The sequence below is a fragment of the Rhizobium sp. CFBP 8752 genome (assembly GCF_014842035.1).
Lineage (GTDB): Bacteria > Pseudomonadota > Alphaproteobacteria > Rhizobiales > Rhizobiaceae > Neorhizobium > Neorhizobium soli.
Map to the genome: position 1 here is coordinate 68,157 of NZ_JACYUZ010000001.1, position 20,549 is coordinate 88,705.

General features: G+C 61.1%; 9 protein-coding genes. 6 read left to right on the top strand and 3 right to left on the bottom strand.

Annotated elements, in window-relative coordinates; all coding sequences use genetic code 11:
- The first annotated feature begins 124 nt into the window (after nt 1-124).
- Nucleotides 125-8,620, top strand: coding sequence for a GH36-type glycosyl hydrolase domain-containing protein (locus tag IFT59_RS00305; protein ID WP_192085620.1), 8,496 nt, complete (start codon nt 125-127; stop codon nt 8,618-8,620).
- A gap of 384 nt (nt 8,621-9,004) precedes the next feature.
- On the opposite strand, the gene IFT59_RS00310 is transcribed toward IFT59_RS00305, so the two are convergent.
- Nucleotides 9,005-10,780, bottom strand: coding sequence for a glucan ABC transporter ATP-binding protein/ permease (locus IFT59_RS00310; RefSeq protein ID WP_062581549.1), 1,776 nt, complete (start codon nt 10,778-10,780; stop codon nt 9,005-9,007).
- Nucleotides 10,781-11,095: 315 nt separating this feature from the next.
- Here IFT59_RS00310 and IFT59_RS00315 point away from each other — a divergent pair, with 315 nt between their 5' ends.
- Nucleotides 11,096-11,833 (top strand): helix-turn-helix transcriptional regulator, encoded by a 738-nt coding sequence (locus IFT59_RS00315; RefSeq protein ID WP_062462620.1) that lies wholly within the window; start codon nt 11,096-11,098, stop codon nt 11,831-11,833.
- A 100-nt stretch (nt 11,834-11,933) separates the two neighbouring features.
- Nucleotides 11,934-15,395 carry a pyruvate carboxylase gene (gene pyc / locus IFT59_RS00320; RefSeq protein WP_192085622.1) on the top strand — a complete coding sequence of 1,154 codons (3,462 nt, stop codon included), beginning with the start codon at nt 11,934-11,936 and terminating at the stop codon, nt 15,393-15,395.
- A 20-nt stretch (nt 15,396-15,415) separates the two neighbouring features.
- Here pyc and IFT59_RS00325 read toward each other — a convergent pair whose 3' ends face one another.
- The gene (locus IFT59_RS00325; RefSeq protein WP_062462167.1) at nt 15,416-16,327 is read right to left on the bottom strand and encodes a DMT family transporter; all 912 of its coding nucleotides are present in this window, start codon (nt 16,325-16,327) and stop codon (nt 15,416-15,418) included.
- 219 nt (nt 16,328-16,546) lie between these two features.
- On the opposite strand from IFT59_RS00325, the gene IFT59_RS00330 reads away from it, so the two are divergent.
- From IFT59_RS00330 to IFT59_RS00340, 3 genes are all read left to right on the top strand, one after another.
- Complete coding sequence (locus IFT59_RS00330; protein WP_192085624.1) at nt 16,547-17,740, top strand: MFS transporter; 1,194 nt, start codon at nt 16,547-16,549, stop codon at nt 17,738-17,740.
- A gap of 105 nt (nt 17,741-17,845) precedes the next feature.
- Nucleotides 17,846-19,096 carry a flavodoxin-dependent (E)-4-hydroxy-3-methylbut-2-enyl-diphosphate synthase gene (gene ispG / locus IFT59_RS00335; RefSeq protein WP_062462173.1) on the top strand — a complete coding sequence of 417 codons (1,251 nt, stop codon included), beginning with the start codon at nt 17,846-17,848 and terminating at the stop codon, nt 19,094-19,096.
- Nucleotides 19,097-19,210: 114 nt separating this feature from the next.
- The gene (locus IFT59_RS00340; protein ID WP_062462176.1) at nt 19,211-19,870 is read left to right on the top strand and encodes an OmpA family protein; all 660 of its coding nucleotides are present in this window, start codon (nt 19,211-19,213) and stop codon (nt 19,868-19,870) included.
- Nucleotides 19,871-19,895: 25 nt separating this feature from the next.
- Here IFT59_RS00340 and IFT59_RS00345 read toward each other — a convergent pair whose 3' ends face one another.
- Nucleotides 19,896-20,537, bottom strand: coding sequence for a LysE family translocator (locus IFT59_RS00345; protein WP_192085626.1), 642 nt, complete (start codon nt 20,535-20,537; stop codon nt 19,896-19,898).
- Nucleotides 20,538-20,549 lie beyond the last annotated feature (12 nt).

Below are 20,549 nucleotides of genomic sequence, written 5' to 3' on the forward strand. Positions count from 1 at the left end.
ACAATGTCTTACTGCGTGAGCAGATGCGATAGCGATTGATCCACGATTTGCAATATAAGGATCGCTCTCTATCTCATGCTTCGCATCTTAGTTCGTGAAACGAAATTCATTCAGAAGTTCATCCATGTCCCCTGATATTCAGCCTTCGGCTTCTACCCGCGAAACGGAAAGCAAGCAGATCGATCATAACGATTCGATCCGCGCGACGTATTTTACGGCTGATGATCTTCGGCAATGTGGAGAAACGCTGGGTCGGCAAGGTGCAGCCGATCTGCCGGGCTTCATGAAATTCGAGTTTTTCACGCGCCACGCGGAAAACGAGAAGGAAATTCTCAGGGTCTATCGCGCCGCCGCGCAGGATGTCGATGCGGGTGCTTCGATCACGCCTGCCGCGGAATGGCTGCTCGACAACTATTACATTGTCGAGGAAGCGATCCAGGAAGTCCGCCGCGACTTCCCGAAGAAATTCTTCAAGCAATTGCCGACGACCAAGATCGGCAGCCAGGAAATCCCGCGCGTTCTCTCGCTGGCATGGCTTTATGTGGCGCACACCCACAGCAGCATCTCGCGCGAAACGCTGGCCGAGATGGTCGAGGGTTACCAGACCGACGAGCCGCTGGAGATCGGCGAACTCTGGGCGCTGCCATCGTTTATCCGCTTCGTTCTCATTGAGAACCTGCGTCGTATCGCCAGCCGAGTTGATCGCTCGCGCAACATGCGCCGCCGCGCCAACGATGCCGCCGACGAGATCATCCGTCTCAACGACGAGACTGCCGGTGGCGAGCTCCTGAAGAGCCTCGAAGGCCTTACCGACGACAACACGTTCACAAGCCAATTCCTCTATCGCCTGCGCAATGCCTCGCAGAATTCCGGCTTTGCCATCGAATGGCTCGAAAAGCGGCTGGTCGCGTCCGGCAAGGCTGTCGAAACCGTGATGCAGGCGGAACAGAGCCGCTTGTCGTCCGGCAACGTGACGATGGGCAACATCATCAAGAGCCTGCGCCTGATCGACGATACGGAGTGGAGCGTCTGGTTCGAAGAGGTCTCGCAGATCGACAAGATCTTCCGCGAGCATACGGATTACGAAGCGCTCGATTTCGGCTCGCGCAATGCTTTCCGCAGCCGCATCGAAAAGATCGCCCGCGTTTCCAAGCGCAGCGAAGCCGAGGTGACCCAGGCTGCCGTTGATCTTGCGATCGCGGCTAGGGCGCAAAATCCGGACGAGCGCGAAACCAATATCGGCGCCTTCATCGTCGGGCGCCGCCGCAAGGAGCTGGAGACGGCCGTCGGCTACCAGCCGCCGCTTCTGCAGCGGGCTGTGCGCGCCTACCGCAAGCTCGGCTGGTTCGCCATCGGCGGCCCAGTCATGCTTCTCACCTTTCTGGCGCTCGCCGTTACCGGCTATTTCCTCGTGGCGGCTGCCATTCCGCTGGTGGTCGTCTTCTTCCTGCTTCTGATGTTCGCGCTGCCCGCGTCGGAAGGCGCGACCGGTCTGTTCAATACGGTCGTGACCTATTTCGTCAAACCGGCCCGGCTTGTCGGATACGAATACAAGGAAGGCATTCCCGAGGAGGCGCGCACGCTGGTCGTGGTGCCCTGCCTGATCGCCGACCGGGATACGGTCGATGAACTCGTCCGCAATCTCGAAGTCCATTATCTGGCCAACCCCAAGGGCGAGATCTATTTTGCCCTCCTCAGCGACTGGCGCGATGCCAAGTTCGAGGAACAGGAAGCTGATCTTGAAATCCTCGAATATGCCAAGCGCGAGATTGCAGCGCTGAACACCCGCTACATGGAAGAGGCGGGGACGCGCTTTTACCTCCTGCACCGCCGCCGCCTGTTCAACCCGAACGAAGGCGCCTGGATGGGTTGGGAGCGCAAGCGTGGCAAGCTGCACGAACTCAATCTTCTGCTCCGCGGCGATCGTGACACGACCTATCTCCAGGGCGCCAACATGGTGCCGGAGAATGTCCAGTATGTCATGACGCTCGATGCCGACACCCGCCTGATCCGCGATGCGGTGACCAAGCTGGTCGGCAAAATGCATCACCCGATCAACCGTCCCGTCATCGATCCTGATACGCACCAGGTCGTGCGCGGCTACGGTCTGATGCAGCCGCGCGTGACGCCGTCATTGACGACCGGCAAGGAAGCCTCTGTCTTCCAGCGCGTGTTTTCGGTCGGCCGCGGTCTCGATCCCTATGTCTTTGCGGTCTCTGATGTCTATCAGGACCTGACGGCCGAAGGCTCGTTTACCGGCAAGGGCCTCTATCACGTCGACGCGTTCGAGACGTCCCTCAAGGGCCGTGTCGAAGAAAACGCCGTTCTCTCGCACGACCTTCTCGAAGGCTCGTTCTCGCGCTGCGCGCTGATCACCGATGTCGAGCTGGTCGAGGATTTCCCGGTTCGCTACGAGGTCGAGGTCTCGCGTCAGCATCGCTGGGCGCGTGGCGACTGGCAGCTCCTGCCTTATATCCTCGAAGCCAAACGGGGCGTCAGCGCTCTTGGCCGCTGGAAGATGCTCGATAACCTGCGCCGGTCGCTGACCCCGATCGCATGGTTCTTCGCCTCCATCCTCGGCTGGTACTTCATGGATCCGCTCGGTGCGCTGATCTGGCAAATTCTGCTGATCTTCTCGCTGTTCGTGGCGCCCACCATCTCGCTTCTCACCAACCTTCTGCCGCGCTCCAGCGACAATGTCACGAGCGCCCATTTCTATTCGGTCTGGTCGGATGTGCGCTCCACCAATGCGCAGGTGGCGCTCCGGATCGTGTTCATCGCCGATTCCGCTTGCATCATGACCGATGCGATCGCCCGTTCGCTCTATCGCCTGCTCGTCAGCCGCAAGCTGATGCTGGAATGGAAGACCGCGGCCTCGATCCAGTCGGGCGCCCAGGGCAGCCCTACCGATTACTACCGTGCCATGTGGCATGCGCCGGCGATTGCCGTTCTGTCGGTAATCCTTGCGGCACTTCCGGGCGACAACGCGTTCCTGGTCGGCATTCCGTTCGCCATCCTGTGGATCTTCTCGCCGCTCGTTGCCTGGTATGTCAGCCAGTCCGCTGAGACCGAAGACAAGCTGTTCGTACCGGAAAACGTCTCGATCGAGCTGCGCAAGATCGCGCGTCGGACCTGGCGCTATTTCGAAACCTTCGTCACGGCCGAGCAGAACTACCTGCCGCCTGACAACTACCAGGAAAAGCCAAATCCCTCGATCGCCAAGCGGACGTCACCGACCAATATCGGCGTCTATCTTCTGTCGATTGTCTCAGCACGGCATTTCGGCTGGATCTCGTTTACCGAAACGATCGAACGGATCGAGCAGACGCTTGCGACCGTCGAGCGTGCGGACAAGTTCCGCGGCCATATGTACAACTGGTATCACACCGATACCCTGAAGCCTCTGATGCCGCGCTATGTGTCGTCGGTCGACAGCGGCAATTTCGCGGGCCATCTGATCGCCATTTCGTCGGCCTGCCGTGTCTGGGCGGAAGCGCCTTCTGCGCATCTCCAGGGCAATCTCGATGGTCTCGGCGATGTCGTCGGCATTCTCGAAGAAACGCTGAAGTCGCTGCCGGACGATCGCAAGACCGTCCGTCCGCTGCGCCGCCGTCTTGAGGAGCGTATCATCGGCTTCTCAAACGCGCTCGCCGCCGTCAAGCGCGAGCACGAGTTTGCCTCGATCCGCATCATCAACCTGTCGGTGCTTGCCCGCGACATCCAGAAGCTGTCGCACAATCTCGATCATGAGGTGCGTTCCGCGCAGAGCGAGGAAGTGACCAAGTGGGCAGCGTCGCTGGTTGCCGTCTGCGAAGCGCATATCGGCGACAGCACGTTCGACAACGGCAATATCGAGGAACTGCGCGACCGTCTCGCCGTGTTGCGTGACCGTGCCCGCAAGATCGCCTTCGGAATGGACTTCAAGTTCCTGTTCCGCAAGGACCGCCGCCTTCTGTCGATCGGCTACCGGGTCGAAAGCAACGAGGTCGACGAGGCCTGCTACGACCTTCTCGCGTCCGAAGCGCGTCTCACCAGCCTGTTCGGGATTGCCAAGGGTGATCTGCCCACGGAACACTGGTACAAGCTTGGCCGTCACGTCGTGCCGATCGGCGCGCGCGGTGCGCTCGTCTCTTGGTCGGGTTCGATGTTCGAATACCTGATGCCGCCGCTCGTCATGCAGGAGCGTCAGGGTGGTATCCTCAACCAGACCAACAACCTGATCGTCAAGGAACAGATGAACCACGGCCGCCGTCTCGGCACGCCATGGGGCATTTCGGAAGCCGCGTTCAACGCGCTCGATCATCAGATGCACTATCAGTACACCAACTTCGGTGTGCCGACGCTGGGTCTGAAGCGCGGTCTCGGCCAGAATGCCGTTATCGCACCCTATGCCTCGATACTCGCCAGCCAGTACGATCCGATCGCGGCCGTCGAAAACCTCAACGAGTTGCGCAAGCTTGGCGCACTCGGCATCTACGGCTTCCACGATGCGGTCGACTTCACGCCGACCCGTGTGCCGGAAGGCAAGCGCTGTGCGGTCGTCTACAACTACTATGCCCACCACCATGGCATGTCGATTGCAGCCGTTGCCAACGTCGTCATGAACGGCCTGCTGCGCGAACTCTTCCATGCCGATCCTGTAATCGAGGCGGCGGAACTGCTGCTTCAGGAAAAGGCACCGCGCGACATTCCAGTGATGAGCGCCAAGCACGAGGAAAAGCCAGGTACCGGCGGCGGCGAACTGCTGCGTCCGGAAATCCGCACGGTCACCAACCCGGCCACCAAGGACCGCGAACTGGTTCTGCTCTCCAACGGCCATTACTCGCTGATGCTGACGGCGACCGGTTCCGGCTATTCGCGCTGGAACAACCTGTCGGTTTCCCGCTGGAAGGCGGATCCGACCGAAGACCGCTGGGGCCAGTTCATCTTCCTGCGCGACACGACATCCGGCGAATGGTGGTCCACCACCGCCGAGCCGCGCCGCGCCGAAGGCGAACAGACCAAAACGGTGTTCGGTGACGAAAAGGCCGAATTCCACAAGACGGTCGGCGAACTGACCAGCACGGTCGAAGTCATCGTCGGTACCGAACACGATGCCGAAGGGCGTCGCGTGACGTTGCTCAACATGGGCGACGAGGACCGCTTCATCGAAGTGACCTCCTACATGGAGCCGGTGATTGCCGGCGACGATGGCGATAGCGGCCATCCCGTGTTCTCGCGCATGTTCATCCGCACCGAGATCGGCAAGCGTGGCGATGTCATCCGCGCATGGCGCAACAAGCGCGATCCGAGCGATCCCGACATGATCGTCGCACATCTTGCCGCCGACAATGCCGGCTCTTCGCGCCCGACCGAATACGAAACCGACCGTCGCAAGTTCCTCGGCCGTGGCCGCACGCTGTCGGAAGCTGCCGCTTTCGATCCGGGTGCGTCGCTGTCCAACACCGACGGTTTCACGCTCGATCCTATCCTGTCGCTGCGCCGCACGGTTCGTGTGCCCGCCGGCAAGAAGGTCAGCGTTATCTTCTGGACGATCGCTGCGCCCCGGCGCGAGGATCTCGACAAGGCGATCGAACATTATCGTCATGCCGAAACCTTCCAGAACGAACTGACCCAGGCCTGGACCCGCACGCAGGTGCAGATGCGCCATCTCGGCGTTACCTCGCAGGATGCAGCGGCCTTCCAGCATCTCGCCCGCTATCTGGTCTATCCGGACATGCAGCTCAGGGTCGATCAGCCGACATTGAAGGCCGGCATGCAGGCACAGTCGGGCCTCTGGCCGTCGGCGGTGTCCGGCGACCTGCCGATCTTCACGCTGCGCATCAATGACGAAAACGATATTTCGGTCGCCAAGGAAGCGATCCTTGGCCAGCAATATCTGCGTTCGCGCGGCGTCGTGTCCGATCTCGTCATCTTCAACGAGCGGGCCGCAGACGGTGCGCAGGATGTGCAGACGTCGATCGAACACATGTCTGCCCGCATGGGCCAAGAAGGTGGACGCCAGCACGTCTTCACGCTGCGCCGCGACCTGATCGAAGGCGCCGGTGCCGATGGCCTGATCGCCGCGTCTCGCGTCGTTCTCCATGCCCGCAACGGCCGCATCAGCGACCAGTTGAACCGGACCAGCACGATCTTCGCCCCGCCGAAGGATCAGGAGATCGAGGTCGATCGCCGACCGCTGCTGAACGGCGAGATCTATGCGGCTCCCGTCGAGACCAGCGAAGGTCCGGCCGGCGTCGAATTCTGGAACGGGTTTGGCGGCTTCTCCGCTGATGGCAGCGAATATGTCGTGCGCCTCAACGGTGGTCAGTCGACGCCGCATCCGTGGATCAACGTCATCTCCAACGACAATTTCGGTTTCCACGTTTCCGCGGAAGGCGCAGGCTTTACCTGGGCGCAGAACTCGCGCGACTACCAGATGACGCCGTGGACCAACGATCTCGTCATCAACCGTCCCGGTGAAGGCTTCTACGTGGCCGATATCGACAAGGGCACCGTGGTCACGCCGTTCGCTGCTCTGTCGCGTCGTCCAGAAACCGTGTTCGAAACCCGTCACGGCCTCGGCTATTCGGTGTTCTCGACCGAGGAAGATGGCGTCAAGTTGTCGCTGACCCAGACGGTGGACCGCAACCGGTCCGCGAAGCTTTCGCATATGAAGCTTCGCAACACCGGTTCGGAAACGAAGAAGCTGCGCATCTACGGCTATGTCGAATGGCTGCTGGGCACCAATCCTGCCAAGACCTCGCCATTCATCCTGTCCAGCCGTGACGAGGCGACGGGCACGCTGTTTGCGACCAACCCGTTCAGCATCAACTTCTCGCGCTTTGCCTTCCTCGGCATGCACGAGACACCGTCGGGCTTCACGGCAAGCCGTCGGGAGTTTGTCGGCAAATTCGGTTCGGTGCAGTTGCCGGCAGCGGTTGTTTCCGGTTCAAGCCTCAGCGGCTCGCTCGATCTCGACGGCGACCCGTGCGGAGCACTTGCCTACGACGTCGAACTGGCGCCGGGTGAAGAAACCGAAGTCACCTTCTTCCTTGGCGATGCTGCCACGAAGCAGGAGGCGGAAAGCCTTGCACTGGCACTTCGCGGCGACCGGTTCGAGGATATCCTTGCGGGGAACCGTAGCTTCTGGAGCGGTTTCACCGGCCGCCTGAAGATCTCGACGCCGGACAAGTCGCTCGACAACATGGTCAATCACTGGCTGCCCTATCAGGCACTCGGTTGCCGCATCATGGCCCGTACCGCCTTCTACCAGGCATCGGGTGCCTTCGGCTTCCGCGACCAGTTGCAGGATACGCTCGCGTTCCTGCTGCATGAGCCGTCGCTTGCCCGCAAGCAGATCCTCAATGCGGCGTCGCGGCAGTTCCGCGAAGGCGATGTCATGCACTGGTGGCTTCCCAACACCGGCGCCGGCGTTCGCACGACGATCTCCGACGACGTGGTGTGGCTTGCCTACGCGATCCACCAGTATGTCTCGGTGACCGGCGATCTGTCGATGCTCGATGAGAAGCTGCCGTTCCTCACCGGACCGATGCTGGAAAAGAACAAGCACGACGCCTTTATCCAGCCGGAGATCTCCAACGAGGTCGCCGATCTCTACGAACACGCAGCACGCGCGCTCGATCTCGCGGTTGAGCGGACCGGAGACCTGGATCTTCCGCTCATTCTCGGTGGCGACTGGAACGACGGGATGAACCGTGTCGGCATTGCCTGTCGTGGTCAGAGCGTCTGGCTCGGTTGGTTCCTGGCGGCTGCGCTTCGAAACTTCCTGCCCTATGCGGAAGCCCGCAAGGATCGTTCGCGTGCCGATCGTTGGAGCAAGCATATCGATACGCTGAAGGCTGCGCTGGAATCGGATGGCTGGGACGGTGCGTATTACCGCCGCGGTTATTTCGACGACGGTTCTCCGCTCGGCTCGGCCAAGAGCGACGAATGCCGCATCGATTCGCTCGGCCAGTCCTGGAGTGTGCTGTCTGGCGAAGGCAGGCCGGATCGTTCCGAGCAGGCTATGAACGCGGTCATGGACAAGCTCGTGGACGAGGATGCGGGTATCATCCGCCTCTTCACCCCGCCTTTCCAGGACACGCGCAGGGATCCGGGCTACATCAAGGCCTACCCACCCGGTGTGCGTGAAAACGGTGGCCAGTATACCCATGGTGCAATCTGGGTCGTGCTCGCGCTCGCCCGGCTGAAGCGCGGCGACGATGCCTGGAAGTGCTTCCAGATGCTCAACCCGATCAACCATGCGCTTGACCGGAATGCCGCCGAAACCTACCGCGTCGAACCGTACGTGGTTGCAGCCGACGTCTACGGTGCCGGCGACTATCAGAGCCGCGGCGGCTGGACCTGGTATACGGGTTCCGCCGGCTGGCTCTACCGCGCCGCGGTCGAAGGCATTCTCGGCATTCGTCGTGCCGGCGACACGCTGTATGTCGATCCGGTCCTGCCAAGCGGCTGGGATGGCTTTACCGCCGAACTTACCCTCGATGGCGTCACCCACGAGATTGTGGTCAAGGACGGCAAGGCGTCGATCGGTGGCGTCGCTGTCGATCCGGTCAACGGCTTGAACCTTGCTGCGCCAGCGACCAGCGCATTGCCGGCTCCGCCCGCAGAAAGCTGATCCCACCGGACGTCGAACGTCCTGATGGTATCCCAAACAGAAACCCCGCTTCCAGCAATGGCAGCGGGGTTTTTTGTTGGTTTGTGCCCGGTGAGGAGAAGTGTCGGCCGATCCGGGGGAGGGGCGATGTCCTGCTCTGATGTCCACGTATCGTGCCAGCCGATCGGGATGCCGCTCACAATGCGCGGCATGGATCCCGGCAGGAACAGGTCGGGACCCAACCCGCGCGCCGCTCACGCGCTTTGTATGGCAAGCACTTGCAAAGCCGCGTAGGCAGAAGCTCACGCGAAAAAGCGGTGCTCCCGCATTACCTCACAAAAAACCCCCGCCTCCATTTCTGGAGGCGAGGAGTCTGATGTTCGATCGGTATAAGTGGTCGAGAGCTTAGGCGTGCTCGGCGGGTACCGGGAGCTTGTGGCCTTCCTCGTCCTCGTCGATGACGATGCCGCTGGCGGTGAGGAGCGACGTAAAGCGGCCGCCGCTGCGGCTCAGCTGGTCGTAGGTGCCCATTTCGGCAATCCGCCCACCCTCGAGGAAGATGACCTTGTTGGCGTCGCGGATGGTGGAGAGCCGGTGCGCGATGATGAACGTGGTGCGGTTCTGACGCAGCTTGTCGATCGCCGCCTTCACGCGCTGTTCCGTCTCCACATCAAGCGCCGAGGTTGCTTCGTCGAGAACGAGGATCGGTGCGTTTTTGAGGATCGCACGGGCGATGGCAATACGCTGGCGCTCTCCGCCCGACAGGCGGTTGCCACGCTCGCCGACCGTCGTGTCGTAGCCATTGAGACGCGTTTCGATGAATTCGGCCGCAGCGGCCGCTTCTGCCGCCCGGACGATGTCTTCCCGCGTTGCACCTTCTCGTCCCAGCTGGATGTTGTCGCTGATCGAGCGGTTGAGCAGGCCCGCGTCTTGGAACACGGTCGCGATGGAATGGCGCAGTGACTTGCGAGTGATGGTGCCGATATCGACGCCGTCGATCAGAATCTTGCCCTGCTGCGGATCATAGACCCGCTGGAGGAGATTGATCAGCGTCGTCTTGCCGGCACCGGTCGGGCCGACGATCGCAATCGTTTCCCCCGCTTGCGCGATGAACGATACGTCGTGAACGCCCTGGCTCGTGTTGGAGAAGCCGAAGGAGACGTCGCGGAACTCCACTTCGCCCCGGACCGTATCTCCCAGATCGCGTGCATCCGTCGGTTCGGCGCGCTCCTCGACGGAATCTTCCAGAACGAAGAAATCCTCGAGCTTGGCGCGGGCTTCGAAAATCTGGGTTGCGAACTGGCGCAGAAGATCGAGGCGGCCGATCAAAAGGTTGGCGAAGCCGATAAAGGCGACGACGTCACCAACGCGGATCTTGCCCTGTTGCACCAGCATAGTGCCGATCACAAGGATCACGCCCATCGAGACGGTCGATGCCGTGCGGTTAAGGCCGCCGGCCAAAGCCCACCAGTCCAGCACCGGATACTGCGCCTTCAGCAGATCCTTGGTGTAGTTCTTGAGGGCCGAAGTTTCGGCTTCGATGCGGTTGTAGCTGTGAATCACAGAGACGTTGCTGATCGAATCGCTGACATGGCTGAAAACCTGGTGGTAATGGGTTTCGACCGCGGCCTGGCCTTCCTTCGTGCGCTTCATCACGGCAACGCCGATGATCCAGTAGAAGATGCTCAGAATGAGAAGCACGATGCTGAGGCGCCAATCCATCGAGATGGCGGTCGGGATCAGCAGCAGGATTGCAACGGCGGTCGCGAGATGCGTTCGCATGAATTCCAGCCACAGACCGAACAGGCTTTCGGAGGCACGCAGCAGCGTATGTAGCGCGTTCGACGTGCCGCGCTGGTGGTGCCAGGACAGCGGCATTGAAATGATGCGTCCGAAGGCTTCCGTCAGCAGCGAAGCGCGGCGCCCGTGGGCCAGACGGTCGGCCTCGCGTGCAACGAGCACGAATGCGACGGTGTTAAAGACCCCGAAGCCTGCCCACAGAAGCAGAACGTTGGTGACGTCACTCTTGGAGGAGATCGCGTCGATGATTCGACCGAACAGAATCGGTTCGGCAATCGTGATGATGGCCAGAATAATGTTGGCGACGACGACCGCGGCGACCCGCCAGCGGTTCTTCGTCAGATATTGCAAAGCTCGGGCGTAAACTTGGAAGAGCGTCAACGGGCGCAACTCCTATTGAAGTGCAGGCATGAAACGATTGGCAGCATAGTTATGGCAAGGACAGGGCGAATCCGAGACGAACCTAGCCGGTGAACTTCTTTTCCGAAAATAATCCAGTGAGAGCAAGGGTTCGCCCGTAGTTAGGTTACCGATGCGGTATGCTGATGCCGATCCTGATCGCTGCGTCAATCACAAGATTTCGGCATGTACGTGGTATAAATGATAACTATGTTAAGCGGGCGGTCGGGTTCTATGCCGGCGTCGGTGTTTTATAAGAATAAAGCCGATCGTCGGGGAGACGGTCTGGGGGCGAATTTGAGCATCCAATTTGTTGTGCAGTTGCTTGTATTGGTTGAAGAGGCACGAACGACGAAGGAAGTGGCGAACAATCTTGCGTCACTCCTCAAAACCTACGGTTTCGAATTCTATGCAATCGTCCTGAGAAAAGGGCAAACGGATCCCGAGGGAATGACCTTGATCTCCCGCTGGCCGGACAGCTGGGTCGAGGTCTATCGCGCGCGCAAATATACCGTCATCGACCCTGTCATGCGGATGCTGAATGCGGCCCATCGCCCGTTCCGCTGGCGCGATTCGATCCTTGCCCTGAAGTCCGATCCGCATCGTTCGCGGATGGACCGGATGATGCAGGAAGCGGGCCGCCATGGTCTCGACGACGGCTACGTGTTTCCGATCCATGGACGCAACGGATTTCTCGGCAACATGATCATCGGCGGCAAACCGATCGATCTATCGCCGACCGAGATCTCACTGTTCGACACGGCCGCCAAGCGCATTTTCTGGAGACTGCTGGAGATCGCCGGCGACGCGACGGCGCTCGAGGCCTCGGCCAGACTGGATACCCAACTCACCCGTCGCGAGATGGAAGTCATGGCGCTCCTTGCCGACGGCATGACATCGCACGAGATCGCACGTTCGCTCGACATCTCCAACCACACGGTCGACTGGTATATCAACGGCCTCCAGGAAAAGCTGAAAGCGAAGAACCGACAGCATGTGGTGGCCATGGCATTTCGCCATGGACTGGTGACCTGAAGCGTAAGTGACGCCGGCTATCGACCAAATAGCCCTTGCCTAATGCGGGAGATGTTGATCTCTTGCGGTGCACCATTCGAGGCACCTGGGGAGGCTTGTCTTGCCGATATCGAAAATTCTCGTCGCCAATCGCTCCGAAATCGCCATCCGCGTCTTTCGTGCTGCCAATGAGCTCGGCATCAAGACGGTGGCGATCTGGGCGGAAGAAGACAAGCTCTCGCTGCACCGGTTCAAGGCGGACGAAAGCTATCAGGTCGGTCGCGGTCCGCATCTCGAAAAAGACCTCGGCCCGATCGAGAGCTACCTGTCGATCCCGGAAGTGATCCGGGTTGCCAAGCTCTCGGGCGCCGATGCGATCCATCCAGGTTACGGCCTTCTGTCGGAAAGCCCTGAATTCGTCGATGCCTGCGACGAGGCCGGCATCATCTTCATCGGCCCGCGTCCAGATACGATGCGCCAGCTCGGCAACAAGGTTGCGGCGCGCAATCTTGCGATTTCGGTCGGCGTGCCGGTGGTACCCGCAACCGAACCACTGCCTGACGACATGGATGTCGTGGCGAAGATGGCCGAGGAGATCGGTTATCCGGTCATGCTCAAGGCGTCCTGGGGCGGCGGCGGTCGCGGCATGCGTGCCATCCGCGATCCGAAGGACCTCGCCAGGGAAGTCGTCGAGGCCAAGCGCGAAGCAAAAGCGGCCTTCGGCAAGGACGAGGTCTATCTCGAAAAGCTGGTCGAGCGGGCCCGCCATGTGGAAAGCCAGATCCTTGGCGATACCCATGGCAACGTCGTGCATCTGTTCGAGCGTGACTGCTCGATCCAGCGGCGCAACCAGAAGGTCGTGGAACGCGCCCCGGCGCCTTATCTTTCCGAGGAGCAGCGGGCCGAACTCGCTGCCTATTCGCTGAAGATCGCTGGCGCCACCAATTATGTCGGCGCCGGCACGGTCGAATATCTGATGGATAGCGATACCGGCAAATTCTACTTCATCGAGGTCAATCCGCGCATCCAGGTGGAGCACACGGTGACCGAAGTCGTCACCGGCATCGATATCGTCAAGGCGCAGATCCACATCCTCGACGGCTTTGCCATCGGCACCCCGGAATCGGGCGTCCCGGCGCAGGAGAACATCTGGCTGAACGGCCATGCGCTGCAGTGCCGCATCACCACCGAGGACCCCGAGCACAATTTTATTCCGGACTACGGCCGAATCACCGCCTATCGCTCGGCGTCGGGTTTCGGCATCCGTCTCGATGGCGGCACATCCTATTCGGGCGCGATCATCACCCGTTTCTACGATCCGCTGCTCGTCAAGGTCACCGCCTGGGCGCCGCAGCCGCTGGAAGCGATCGCCCGCATGGACCGGGCGCTGCGCGAGTTCCGCATCCGCGGCGTCGCGACGAACCTTACCTTCCTCGAAGCGATCATCACCCACCCGAAATTCCGCGACAATTCCTATACGACGCGGTTTATCGACACGACGCCCGAACTGTTCGAACAGGTCAAGCGCGCCGACCGCGCCACCAAGCTTCTGACCTATCTGGCCGATGTCACCGTCAACGGCCATCCGGAAACCAAGGGTCGTCCGACCCCGTCGGAAAAGGCTGCGAAGCCCGTTCTGCCGTACATCAACGGCGATATTCCCGCTGGTACCAAGCAGAAGCTGGATGAACTCGGCCCGAAGAAATTCGCCGAGTGGATGCGGGGCGAAAGCCGGGCGCTGATCACCGACACGACGATGCGCGACGGCCACCAGTCGCTGCTCGCTACCCGCATGCGGACCTATGACATCGCCCGCGTGGCCGGGGTCTATGCACGCGCGCTGCCGAACCTGTTCTCGCTGGAATGCTGGGGTGGTGCCACCTTCGACGTGTCGATGCGGTTCCTGACCGAGGACCCGTGGGAACGGCTGGCGTTGATCCGCGAGGCGGCGCCCAACATCCTCCTGCAGATGCTGCTGCGCGGCGCAAACGGCGTCGGCTACAAGAACTATCCCGACAATGTCGTGAAATACTTCGTCCAACAGGCCGCCAAGGGCGGCATCGATGTCTTCCGCGTGTTCGATTGCCTGAACTGGGTCGACAACATGCGCGTCTCGATGGATGCGGTGAACGAGGAGAACCGGCTCTGCGAAGCCGCGATCTGCTATACCGGCGATCTCTTGAATTCGGCGCGCCCGAAATACGATCTCAAATATTACGTCGCACTGGCGGAAGAACTCGAAAAGGCCGGCGCTCATATCATCGCGCTGAAGGATATGGCGGGCCTGCTGAAACCCGCGGCTGCCCGCGTCCTTTTCAAGGCACTACGCGAAGCGACCTCGCTGCCGATCCACTTCCACACGCATGACACGTCGGGCATCTCGGCTGCGACCGTGCTTGCGGCTGTCGATGCCGGCGTCGACGTCGTCGATGCGGCGATGGATGCGCTGTCGGGCAACACGTCGCAGCCCTGCCTCGGTTCGATCGTCGAAGCGCTGTCGCGAACAGACCGCGATACCGGGCTTGATCCGGAATGGATCCGCAAGATCTCGTTCTACTGGGAAGCGGTGCGCGGCCAGTATGCGGCGTTCGAGAGCGATCTCAAGGGTCCGGCCTCGGAAGTCTACCTGCATGAAATGCCGGGTGGCCAGTTTACCAACCTCAAGGAACAGGCCCGTTCGCTCGGTCTCGAGAGCAAGTGGCACAAGGTCGCGCAGACCTATGCCGATGTGAACCGGATGTTCGGCGATATCGTCAAGGTCACGCCGTCGTCCAAGGTGGTGGGCGACATGGCGCTGATGATGGTCAGCCAGGATCTGAACGTGGCCGACGTTGAAAACCCGGCCAAGGACATCGCCTTCCCGGATTCGGTCGTGTCGATGCTGAAGGGCGATCTCGGCCAGCCTCCGGGCGGATGGCCGCAGGCGCTCCAGAAAAAAGCGCTGAAGGGCGATCAGCCCTATACGGACGTTCCCGGTTCGCTGCTGGCGCCGGCTGATCTCGATGCCGAGCGCAAGACGATCGAGGACAAGCTGGAGCGCAAGGTCGACGACTTCGAGTTCGCCTCGTATCTGATGTACCCGAAAGTGTTCACCGACTTCGCCCTGGCGTCGGAGACCTACGGTCCGGTCTCCGTGTTGCCGACGCATGCCTATTTCTACGGGATCGCGGATGGCGAAGAGCTGTTTGCCGATATCGAACGCGGCAAGACGCTTGTTATCGTCAACCAGGCGACGAGTGCGCCGGATGCGCAGGGCATGGTCACCGCCTTTTTCGAACTGAACGGCCAGCCGCGCCGCATCAAGGTGCCGGACCGGGCCCATGGCGGAAGCGGTTCGGCTGTGCGGGCCAAAGCGGATATCGCCAATCCCCTGCATTTGGGCGCGCCGATGCCGGGCGTGATTTCCCGCGTCTTCGTGGCGGCGGGTCAGGCGGTCAAGGCCGGCGACGTGCTGGTGTCCATCGAAGCGATGAAGATGGAAACCGCGCTGCACGCCGAAAAAGACGGCACGCTTGCCGAAGTGCTGGTCAAGGCCGGCGACCAGATCGACGCCAAGGATCTGCTCGTCGTCTACGGGGCCTGACGGGTCAAACTGTTGACGGCTCAGGCGCCCGCCGGTCCGTCCGATCCGTCCGCAGGTTGAGCGAGGCGATAGCGCCTCGCCGCCAGCCGCTCGCTGGCGACGATCAGCAGTCCGGCGCAGAAGATCAGTGCGGCACCGGCGGCGACATTGCTTGCGGGAATGTCCTGCCAGATGGCGTAGCCCAGCACGAACGCCCATATCAGCGAGGAATATTCGAACGGGGCAAGCACCGAGACCGGCGCCCGTCGCATCGCCTCGAACAGCGTCGCCTGGGCGGTGCCGCCGAGAATGCCGACGAGCGCCAGAAGCGCACCGCTTTTCAGATCGACCGGCTGCCATGTCAGCACGGCCATGACGAAGGTCATCACCACGAAGAAGAAGTTGGTGAGCGTCATCTGGACAAGGGTCTTCTCGTTCATCGCCGTCTTGCGCAAGAGAACGCTGCCGATGGCCCATAGGATTGCCGCGAGGAGCGCGAGACCGACCGGGAGCGAAAGTGTCAACCCGGCCGGATTTGCGGCAATCACCACGCCGACGAAGCCGAGGATGATCGCCACCCAGCGGACCGCGGGCACCTTTTCGCGCAGAACCGGAATAGCAAGCAGGGTGGCGACGATCGGATTGGCGTAATAGATCGTCGTCAGTTCGGCCAATTGCAGGGACTTGGCTGCGGTGTAGAAAGAAACCCATGCGGCGAGAAGGATAACGCTGCGCACCATCATCGGCCGCACGATCGGCGAGCGGACAACGCGCGGGATGAAACCGCGTCCCCCGATGACGAGGCAGGCGATCAGAACCGTCAGGCTTCGGAAGAAAATGATCTGCCAGACGCCGACATCGACCACCAGCAGCTTGATCACCGCATCATGAAGCGTGAACACGAAGTAGGAGGTACTGACGAGAAGAATGCCGCTGCCGATGCTGGATTTCAAGAAAGTCACACGCCGGATACCGACGCCTCATATCATTGCATATCCGAATGCTTAAGGCGTTCTGCAGCGATTGCAATCAGCTTCGTCGCGCTCCATCCGTCGTTGCTAAGGGGTGACAAGCGTGAACCGGAGACATAAATCGTGAAACTCATGCTGAGCGCGGAAGATTGCAATCTAAATCGATTTAATTAAATCTCAGCGCCTGGAGGAAGCAACCTGATGAACGATTTGTCTTCGCCGGCGGAAGCCAAGACCCGACGTGCGTTCATCACACCGCAGCGGATCGGCGTATCGCTGCTGTTTCTGATGAACGGCTTCATGATCGGTGCCTGGGCGCCAAAGATCCCGGAATTTGCGGCACGTCTGGCGCTCAGCGAAAAGTCGCTCGGCGTGATGATCCTGATCTTCGGGCTAGGCTCCATCGTGATGATGCCGATCGCCGGCAGCCAGATCGCGAGGTTCGGCTCCAGCATCGTCTCAAAGGTCACCGCAGTCCTTTTGACGCCGACGCTTCTTCTCCTGTCGCTGATCGGCAGCGTCTGGAGCGGAGCGGTTGCGTTGTTTCTGTTCGGCGGCCTGATCGGCGCGATGGATGTGGCAATGAATGCCAATGCCGTTGCGACTGAGAAAGGCATGCGCCGCGCGATCATGTCATCCTGCCACGCGTTCTGGAGCCTCGGCGGCCTGCTCGGCGCCTCGACCGGTGGCTTTCTTCTTGAACGGATCGGCGTTCTTCCGCATGCGCTTTTCGTAACCGTCGTCGCCGCCGTCATGATCGCCGTCGCCTGGAAAATGGTGCTTCAGGATGCGCCGCATCCGGAGGAGAGGGCGGCCGGTGCCGGACGCCGCCTGCCGTCGTCACCGCTTCCCTGGCTGCTCGGAATCATGGCGCTGTTCTGCATGATCCCCGAGGGATCCATTCTTGATTGGGGCGCTCTCTACATGCGCAACGAGCTTTCGGCGTCGCTGACACTGTCCGGCTTTGCGTTTGCGGCTTTCTCGTTCACGATGGCGGCAATGCGTTTTGCAGGCGATCTCATCCGCGACCGGTTCGGTGCCGTCAATACGCTTCGGGTCTGCGGCGTCATCGCCATGCTGGGCATGCTGACGATCGGTTTTGCGACCAGTTCGACGATGGCCATTGCAGGCTTTGCTCTCGCCGGCATCGGCATTTCCAACATCGTGCCGATCCTGTTTTCCGCGGCCGGCAATCTGCCGGGCATGGCAGCGGGCGTCAGTTTGTCCGTGGTCACCACGATGGGCTATTCCGGAATTCTCGTTGCACCGTCGGCGATCGGCTTTATCGCGGAGCATACGGGACTTGGCAGCATTTTCGCGGGATTGTCGGTGCTGATCCTGGTGACGCTGCTTCTCTCAAGCCTTGCCCGGCACGCGGACGGCGCGCATCACTAACCCAACTATTCATGGCCGCTGGTTGACAAGCCGGCGGTCATACGCCACCTGAAAGACGGTTTATGCCCCCAGTTAGCCCCAGGGCAAAGGCAACGAGACGATCCCATGAACGCACCGATTGACTATAATCCGAAGCCCCGCCGCGCCACGGTTGCCGTCGATGTCGGCGGTGTGATCGTCGGTGGTGGTGCGCCTGTCGTCGTCCAGTCGATGACCAATACGGATACGGCTGATGTGGATGCGACCGTCGCCCAAGTCGCCGCGCTCTACAAGGCAGGCTCCGAGATTGTCCGCATCACCGTCGATCGCGACGAGAGCGCTGCCGCCGTGCCGAAGGTGCGCGAGCGTCTGCTGCGCCTCGGCCTCGACGTGCCGCTGATCGGCGATTTTCATTATATCGGCCACAAGCTTCTGGCCGATCATCCGGCCTGCGCCGAAGCGCTGGCAAAATACCGCATCAACCCGGGCAATGTCGGGTTCAAGGACAAGAAGGACAAGCAGTTCGGCGACATCATCGAGATGGCGATCCGTTACGACAAGCCTGTCCGCATCGGCGTCAACTGGGGCTCGCTCGACCAGGATCTTTTGACGACGCTGATGGACCGCAATTCCGAAGCCGGTTCGCCGCTATCGGCCCGCCAGGTGATGCATGAGGCGATCGTCCAGTCGGCGCTGATTTCGGCCGAGCTTGCAGAAAACATCGGCCTGCCGCGCAACCGGATCATTCTCTCCGCAAAGGTCAGCCAGGTGCAGGATCTCATCGCCTGCTATTCGATGCTGGCCGAGCGCTCCAACCATGCGCTGCATCTTGGCCTCACCGAGGCGGGCATGGGCACCAAGGGCATCGTCGCCTCGTCGGCTGCCATGGGTTATGTCCTGCAGCACGGGATCGGCGATACGATCCGTGTCTCGCTGACGCCGGAACCGAACGGTGACCGCACCCGCGAAGTGCAGGTTGCGCAGGAAATCCTGCAGGTCATGGGGTTCCGCCAGTTCATTCCGGTGGTCGCCGCTTGTCCCGGTTGCGGGCGCACCACGTCGACGGTGTTCCAGGAGCTGGCTCAGAACATCCAGAACGATATCCGCAAGAACATGCCGATCTGGCGCGAAAAGTATCCGGGCGTCGAAGCCCTGAACGTCGCCGTCATGGGCTGCATCGTCAACGGCCCCGGCGAAAGCAAGCATGCCGATATCGGCATCTCGCTGCCCGGCACTGGCGAGACACCTGCCGCCCCGATCTTTATCGACGGTCAGAAGGCGATGACGCTGCGCGGCCCCAATATCGCTCAGGATTTCGAAAAGCTGGTGATCGATTACATCGAGAACCGCTTCGGCCAGAAAACCGCCGCCGAGTAAGCGTCATTCCCGGATAGGGATAATTCCTTATCCCGGCTGCCGCGGCCTCTCCTCGCTATTGCCGTATTTCATGGTAAATGAGGGGTACTACGGACGACGGGGAAACTGATTCATATGTTGAAAAAAATTGCTATCGTCGCAGCTTGCGCGACGTATCTCTCTGCCTGCACGACGACCGATCCCTATACGGGTCAGCAGAAAATGTCGAACACGGCTGGTGGCGCTGCCATCGGTGCCGGTCTCGGCGCGGTCGGCGGTCTGTTGATCGGCGGCGGCAACAAGGGCCGCAATGCGCTGATCGGCGCTGCGATCGGCGGTCTCGCCGGTGGCGCCATCGGCAATTACATGGATCGCCAGGAAGCCGAACTGCGCCAGCAGCTGCAGGGAACCGGCGTATCGGTGACCCGCAACGGCGACCGCATCATTCTCAACATGCCGTCGAACATCACCTTCGCCACCGATCAGGACCAGGTGATCCCGCCGTTCTATGCCACGCTCGATTCGGTTGCGATCGTGCTCAACAAGTTCGGCAAGACCTATATCGACGTCAACGGTCACACGGATTCGACCGGCAGCCTGCAGCACAACCAGGCGCTTTCGGAACGCCGTGCCGTCTCGGTCGCCAACTATCTCGGTGGTCGCGGCGTCGATCAGCGCCGTGTGTCGACGATGGGCTATGGCCCGTCGCAGCCGGTTGCCTCCAACGCCTCGCCGGATGGTCGCGCCCAGAACCGCCGCGTCGAAGTCGCGATCGCGCCGATCGAGCAGGGCTGAGTTCGGTCAGATATCGACGAGCCGGTCAGATCCGGCTCGTCAGCAGTTTCACGCCGGCAATGCTGTAGAACACCGCCATGGTGCCTTCGATCCAGCGCCGGGCGGCCTTGTAGGCGCGAAGCGCGTGGCGGGTCGAAAACAGAACCGCATATCCGGTGAAGATGACCAGGCTTGAGGTCGAGCAGATGCCGACGATCAGCAGGATTGCCGAAGGCGGTGCATCCGCCGGCAGGCCGAGCGAGATGATCGCCAGCCAGCCGAAGATTGCCTTCGGATTGGTGACGTGGATGGCATAGCCGCGCAGCCAGAGTTGCCTTGCCGTATAGGACGTCCTGCTCTCGCTCGATGCGGTCTCGATATCCGGGGTCCGCGCCGAGCGGTATGCCTTCCAGGCGAGATAGATCAGATAGAGCCCGCCGAGAACCTTCATGATTTCGAGCGCGATCGCGTAGCTGCGCAGGACTGCGGCGAGCCCTAGTGCGGCAGCGCAGGCCCAGGTCAGCGAGCCGCAGAAGACGCCGAGCGCAAGAATCACTCCGTTGCGACGGCCATGCGAAATCGCCATCCCGATAATGGCGAAATTGGCAGGTCCGGGGCTGAGGACGGCGATGAGATAGGCGAGATAGGCTGGCCAGATATAGGGCAGGTAGGCGAATACATCCGGCATGCTTTACTCCTC